7 protein-coding genes are annotated in these 5,302 nt (G+C 50.1%); 2 read left to right on the top strand and 5 right to left on the bottom strand.

Annotation, left to right across the window (positions count from 1 at the left end; genetic code table 11):
* Positions 1-15 precede the first annotated feature (15 nt).
* The 3 genes from ispG to ACJ2PR_RS34880 form a co-directional block, all read right to left on the bottom strand.
* Positions 16-1,236: a (E)-4-hydroxy-3-methylbut-2-enyl-diphosphate synthase gene (gene ispG / locus ACJ2PR_RS34890; protein WP_446860196.1), complete on the bottom strand. Its 1,221-nt coding sequence runs from the start codon at positions 1,234-1,236 to the stop codon at positions 16-18.
* Positions 1,237-1,443: 207 nt separating this feature from the next.
* A complete protein-coding gene (locus ACJ2PR_RS34885; RefSeq protein WP_446880487.1) occupies positions 1,444-1,713 on the bottom strand; it encodes a hypothetical protein in 270 nt (89 codons plus the stop codon).
* A gap of 22 nt (positions 1,714-1,735) precedes the next feature.
* Positions 1,736-1,930, bottom strand: a complete 195-nt coding sequence (locus tag ACJ2PR_RS34880) for a hypothetical protein (RefSeq protein ID WP_446860194.1) — start codon at positions 1,928-1,930, stop codon at positions 1,736-1,738.
* 494 nt (positions 1,931-2,424) lie between these two features.
* Between ACJ2PR_RS34880 and ACJ2PR_RS34875 the strand changes: the two genes are divergently transcribed.
* Positions 2,425-2,625 (top strand): hypothetical protein, encoded by a 201-nt coding sequence (locus ACJ2PR_RS34875; protein ID WP_446880486.1) that lies wholly within the window; start codon positions 2,425-2,427, stop codon positions 2,623-2,625.
* 3 nt (positions 2,626-2,628) lie between these two features.
* On the opposite strand, the gene ylqF is transcribed toward ACJ2PR_RS34875, so the two are convergent.
* Together ylqF and ACJ2PR_RS34865 are read right to left on the bottom strand one after the other, a co-directional pair.
* A complete protein-coding gene (ylqF, locus tag ACJ2PR_RS34870; RefSeq protein ID WP_446880485.1) occupies positions 2,629-3,480 on the bottom strand; it encodes a ribosome biogenesis GTPase YlqF in 852 nt (283 codons plus the stop codon).
* A gap of 250 nt (positions 3,481-3,730) precedes the next feature.
* Positions 3,731-4,135 carry a universal stress protein gene (locus ACJ2PR_RS34865; protein WP_446868742.1) on the bottom strand — a complete coding sequence of 135 codons (405 nt, stop codon included), beginning with the start codon at positions 4,133-4,135 and terminating at the stop codon, positions 3,731-3,733.
* Positions 4,136-4,280: 145 nt separating this feature from the next.
* Between ACJ2PR_RS34865 and ACJ2PR_RS34860 the strand changes: the two genes are divergently transcribed.
* Positions 4,281-5,302 (top strand): phosphoglycerate kinase (locus ACJ2PR_RS34860; protein ID WP_446880484.1); only part of this gene is annotated, 1,022 nt, incomplete at its 3' end.

The raw sequence follows: 5,302 nt of genomic DNA, 5'->3' as shown, positions 1-5,302 counted from the left end.
CCCACCGCCTACCTTTTAGGGGTCGATCCACTTCTCGTCGGACTTGATTAGATTAATTAGCTCCGTCACGCCCTCACTTTCAGGAACTTTTTTAATCTCTTCTCGCCCTCGGTAGAGAGAAATAAAGCCTGCCTGTTTGCCGACGTAGCCATAGTCCGCGTCTGCCATCTCGCCTGGCCCGTTGACGATGCAGCCCATGACCGCGATGTTTAGCCCCGTGAGATGCTGAGTGGCTTCGCGCACTTTGTGCAAAACTTCTTCGAGATTAAACAACGTTCGTCCGCAGGAAGGGCAGGCGACATACTCGACCATCGTTCTGCGGAGTCCCAGGGCTTGTAAAATGCCGTAGCAGACGGGGATCTCTTTTTCGGGCGCTTCTGTGAGAGAAACGCGAATGGTGTCGCCGATGCCTTCTGCAAGTAGAGTGCCAATCCCGGCGGTAGACTTGATGCGTCCGTATTCGCCGTCTCCGGCTTCGGTCACGCCTAGATGGAGGGGATAGTCCATTCCCAGTTCGTCCATGCGGCGCACCATGAGGCGATTTGCGGCCAGCATGACGGGCACTTTGGAGGCTTTGAGCGAGAGTTCGATATGGTAGAAGTTGAGGGATTCACAAATACGGATAAACTCTAGAGCGGATTCGACCATGCCCTGGGGGGTGTCGCCGTACGTAAAGAGCATTCGTTCTGCGAGGGAGCCGTGGTTAACGCCAATCCGCATCGATTTGTTTTGGTCACGAAGGGAAATGACGAGCGGTTCTAATGTCTCCCGAATTTTTTCGCCAATTTCTTGAAATTCTGCATCGGTGTACTCGGTACGATCGCTCTTGGGCTTTTCAAAGACATACAATCCTGGATTGATTCGCACGTTGTCTACATAGTTTGCGACTTCTAGGGCGATCTTCAGTCCGTTGTGATGTACGTCGGCGACGAGCGGGACGGGTTGGTAAGTCTGGTGTAGTTTGTCTCGAATTTCCTCCATTGCTTTGGCGTGGGCCATGCTGGGCACGGTCACGCGAACAATTTCACAGCCGATCTCATGGAGCCGACGAATCGCCGCAACCGATCCTTCAATATCCAGGGTGTCTTCGTTGATCATGGACTGCACTGCGACGGGGTTGTTGCCGCCGATCGTGATGCTGCCAACGGGGACAGGGCGAGTTTTGCGACGGTGAATGGTGGTGTCGATCGACAGTGGGGAAGCAACAGAAGTGACAGGGCTAGGCAAAGTTTGCATACGCTGGATAAGCTCAACAGCAACAAGACGGACTCAGTAGTCTTTCTGTCTTTCAGATTGCCACAGATAGAGCGCTTTTGTGTGCTTTCTAACCAACAGTCTTGAAAATGAGGAAAATCCTTGGAAAAGTCTGTTTGTGGGTGACTTTTAGGACGTTAGACTTTGGACGCTACGACGTAGAAGGTGTGAGTTAGATGAATCTTGCTGCTACTGGCACTTTGATTGATCCATCAGGGGTTGCAAATCTGGAAATGCCCTCAAACCCCACAAGTGACTGACTTCAGAGTGAAAGGTTTGTCTAGAAAGTGCTTCAGAAGTGGGAAATTTTTGGGCAGAAGGGCTGAACAGCGACGTGAACCCTCCATCAAGCTGACCGTAACAAGAAACCACGATCGCCAAACTTTTGTTCCACACAGCAGGGATCGTGGCGATTTGCAAACCCATCAGGGCTTGGAAATCTTCTCGATCGTCTTGCATTTGGGACTCTGGACTTTGGACGTTATGAAGAGGAGATCAAAGATCGAGATTCTTGTTTCACACAGCCTGACATCGCAGCGTTTTGTAAAACCATGAAGGCTCGAAAATCTTCTCGATCGTACTTGGTCATCAGAAGCTGGCGGAGTTGATTTTCAGCTTCGATGGTTAGCAAGCCAGTATTGAGTGCCTGTTGCACTACCTCACGAATCAGAGCCATGAAAACACCCCAAGACGCATTTAGTTAAGCAAGAGCATTGCTATATGAAGCTATCTCTATCAAGCTATATACCGAGTCACCTAAAAGCTTATGCAGGTCAACCGCTTTAGCGATGTGTTGCAATTCTTAACTTACTTGACGATTTTCGCTGATGTAGACAAAAACCACGTTTCGATTTAGAAATATTTGCGGCTAATATACGGCGATCGCAACACGCAAAAAGTCCGCTGCAAACACAAAGGGTTCATCAGATTTCGCTTGGCTTCGAGGTAGTGGACGAACCGCATCGCTAAAGGTTCCTACGTCTTCCAAAATTTCTTGAGAAGTTTAATTCAACCCGTCTTGAAATCTTTGGTTCGTCCGGGAAAGCACGATCGCATTGATCTGATTTGCGACATTCAGCGCTTAGGAATCTACTGATAGAGGGAGGTGATCCCCGGTTGAGTTTTGCATTCTGTTCTTAAGTAACTTTTAGAAAAAATAGGAACAGGGCAATGTTTTCAGTGGGTGATTTTGCTTTGAATCGGAAAACTGGACGCTTTGGAAAAGTCGTCGGATACGGTCATCAAATGCTCAACGATGTGTATCAGACAACCTTGAAAGTGATGGTTGTTGACGCAAAAGGAGTCGTCGATCGCATCGAAGAAGATTTGTATTCTGCCTGGAGAAAGCTCGACGACTCAGTAGAAGCGTAACGATTAGAGGGTATCTGAGGGGGGCAACTCTAACGCGATCGCGCCCAATGCCCCCTTGCGAAAATCATTGAGAATTTGACGAGCCGCCCGCTCTTGATTGCCCTGGATTTTTTGTTCTGCAAAGGTTTTGATGTAGCTTTCACCAGTCAGATCGTCCAGCGCTAATCCATATCGGGCTTGCAGCGAGGAAGTAAGCTGGAGGGACTGAAGGCGATCGACTAGAGAAGCCGCCACGCGCTGGTTGTCATAAGCTGCTTCACCAATGTCATCACAAATTGCAAGTTTTAGGGCTGCGTCCTGGTCGTTGAGCTTGTTGGGTAGGACTCCTGGCGCATCCAACAATTCGATTTGATCTGAAATTCTCACCCAGCGCAATTGGCGAGTGATCCCTGCGCGGCGAGCACTTTCGACGACTCTACGTTTGAGTAAGCGGTTGATCAGCGCCGACTTGCCCACATTGGGAAAGCCAATCACAACCGCTCGAATCGGACGAGGCAGCATTCCGCGATCGCGCCTTCTCTGATTGACCTGTGCCCCCGCTTCCTGGACTGCCTGAGAAATCGCCTCAATCCCTTTACCATGTTGCGCGTCTGTGAAGTGAGGCTCGTCGCCGTGCGATCGAAACCATTTTGTCCAGCGCTGCCGCATTTCAGAAGACACCATATCGACACGATTGAGAACCAAGACGCGCCCTTTGCCCTCGATCCACTGATTGACCTGGGGGTGGTGCGTCGCCAACGGAATTCGTGCATCGCGCACTTCCAGAACGACATCGACACGCTTAAGTTGCTCAAGCAGCGATCGTTCTGCTTTGGCGATGTGACCGGGATACCACTGGATGGGAGGGGAGGACATGGGAGGGATGAGGGATGAGGGATGAATGGGAGTCAGGGTAACCAGGTTTCAAGTTCAGCCTTTTACGCTAGTTCTGGAGACTTTCAGACAAAAGTTCTCGTTCAAAGTTCAGAATTTCGTCGGCTCTACCTAAATTCAAGCTCACCTGTCAAGGACTTTCAGAACTAGACTACCTGTACGGTTTACTCACAAACCTCCATCTTAAGCGCTTTCATCCCTCCTCCCTCCTCCCTCCTCCCTCCTCCCTCTCTTACGGAACAACCAGCACCGGACAAGGCGATAAGCTGATCACTCGATTGGTAACACTCTCGATCGCTCCCTCGGTCGTCAATCCCAATCCTCGGCAGCCCATAACAATTAAATCGGCTCCTACTTCGTCGGCAACATCGCAGATCGTGAAGGCGGGCTTTCCCTCTCGCTCTAGGACTTCGGGTTCGATGCCTTGCTGAGAAAAGAGATTTTTGGCATTTTGCAGGAGTTCTGCCACTGCTTCTGGAGAAGTCATGGTGTCAGGCGTAGGAGTTTCGCCAGAAGGCTCAACAACAGAGAGAATCACCAGCCGACTTTGATGAGTTTGTACCAGATCAGCAACCGTTTCAGCGGCTTGACGAGATTCGCGGCTTTGATCCACTGGAAACAGAACAGTCTTAAACATGAATGTTGTCTCCGAAATTCGGACAATTGAACAAAACGTTCTCTATTTTCTGAAGTTAGCGCACGATCGCTCAAATCTGCGATCGACGTGACAATTTAATGGAAAAATAGGAATAGGTAGAAAGACTCACTTAGGAGACCCATCCGTGCCCAAGAAGACTGTCAACAACTTATCCTCCTCTGATCTGCAAGGCAAACGTGTATTGGTGCGAGCAGATTTTAACGTTCCGGTAGACGATCAGGGCAACATTACGGACGATACCCGCATTCGGGCCGCTTTGCCGACGATTCAAAATCTCACATCCAAAGGGGCAAAAGTCATCCTTTGCAGTCACTTTGGGCGACCAAAAGGGGTGGATGATAAGCTGCGTCTGACTCCTGTATCTCAGCGTCTCTCTGAATTGCTCGGTCAGCCTGTTGCCAAAACCAACGATTGTATCGGAGATGAAGTGTCTGCCGCCGTCTCTCAGCTAAAAGAGGGCGATGTGCTGCTGCTCGAAAACGTTCGGTTTTACAAAGAAGAAGAAAAGAACGATCCCGAGTTTGCTCAAAAGCTGGCTGCTGTGGCTGACTTGTACGTCAATGACGCTTTTGGAACGGCTCACCGCGCCCACGCTTCGACCGAAGGCGTTACCAAGTATCTCAAACCTTCTGTCGCTGGGCTGCTGGTTGAGAAAGAATTGGAGTACTTGCAGAACGCGATCGAGCAGCCTCAACGTCCTTTGGCGGCGATCGTCGGTGGCTCCAAAGTCTCTAGCAAAATCGGCGTAATCGAAACGCTATTAGATAAGGTTGACAAACTGCTAATTGGCGGCGGCATGATCTTTACCTTCTACAAAGCTCGTGGTCTGAGCGTCGGTAAGTCGCTCGTCGAAGAAGATAAATTGGAACTCGCCAAAACATTAGAAGCTAAAGCCAAAGAAAAAGGGGTTGCGCTGCTGTTGCCCACGGATGTGGTTCTCGCAGACAATTTCTCAGCGGATGCTAACACTCAAATCGCCAGCATTGAGAGCATTCCCGACGGCTGGATGGGCTTGGATATCGGCCCTGACTCGATCAAAGTGTTTCAAGAAGCGCTGGCTGACTGTAAGAGTGTGATTTGGAATGGGCCGATGGGCGTGTTTGAATTTGATAAGTTTGCGGCGGGGACGGAAGCGATCGCCCACAC

The organism is Phormidesmis sp. 146-33, assembly GCF_052939515.1.
The sequence above is the reverse complement of the archived record's forward strand: the minus strand, read 5'-3'. Positions and strand labels throughout refer to the sequence as shown.

Coding starts and splice junctions, on each gene's coding strand:
- ACJ2PR_RS34875 (WP_446880486.1), top strand. CDS start 2,425: ATGTTTTCAGTGGGTGATTTTGCTTTGAATCGGAAAACTGGACGCTTT.
- ACJ2PR_RS34880 (WP_446860194.1), bottom strand. CDS start 1,930: ATGGCTCTGATTCGTGAGGTAGTGCAACAGGCACTCAATACTGGCTTG.
- ispG (WP_446860196.1), bottom strand. CDS start 1,236: ATGCAAACTTTGCCTAGCCCTGTCACTTCTGTTGCTTCCCCACTGTCG.
- ylqF (WP_446880485.1), bottom strand. CDS start 3,480: ATGTCCTCCCCTCCCATCCAGTGGTATCCCGGTCACATCGCCAAAGCA.
- ACJ2PR_RS34865 (WP_446868742.1), bottom strand. CDS start 4,135: ATGTTTAAGACTGTTCTGTTTCCAGTGGATCAAAGCCGCGAATCTCGT.
- ACJ2PR_RS34885 (WP_446880487.1), bottom strand. CDS start 1,713: ATGCAAGACGATCGAGAAGATTTCCAAGCCCTGATGGGTTTGCAAATC.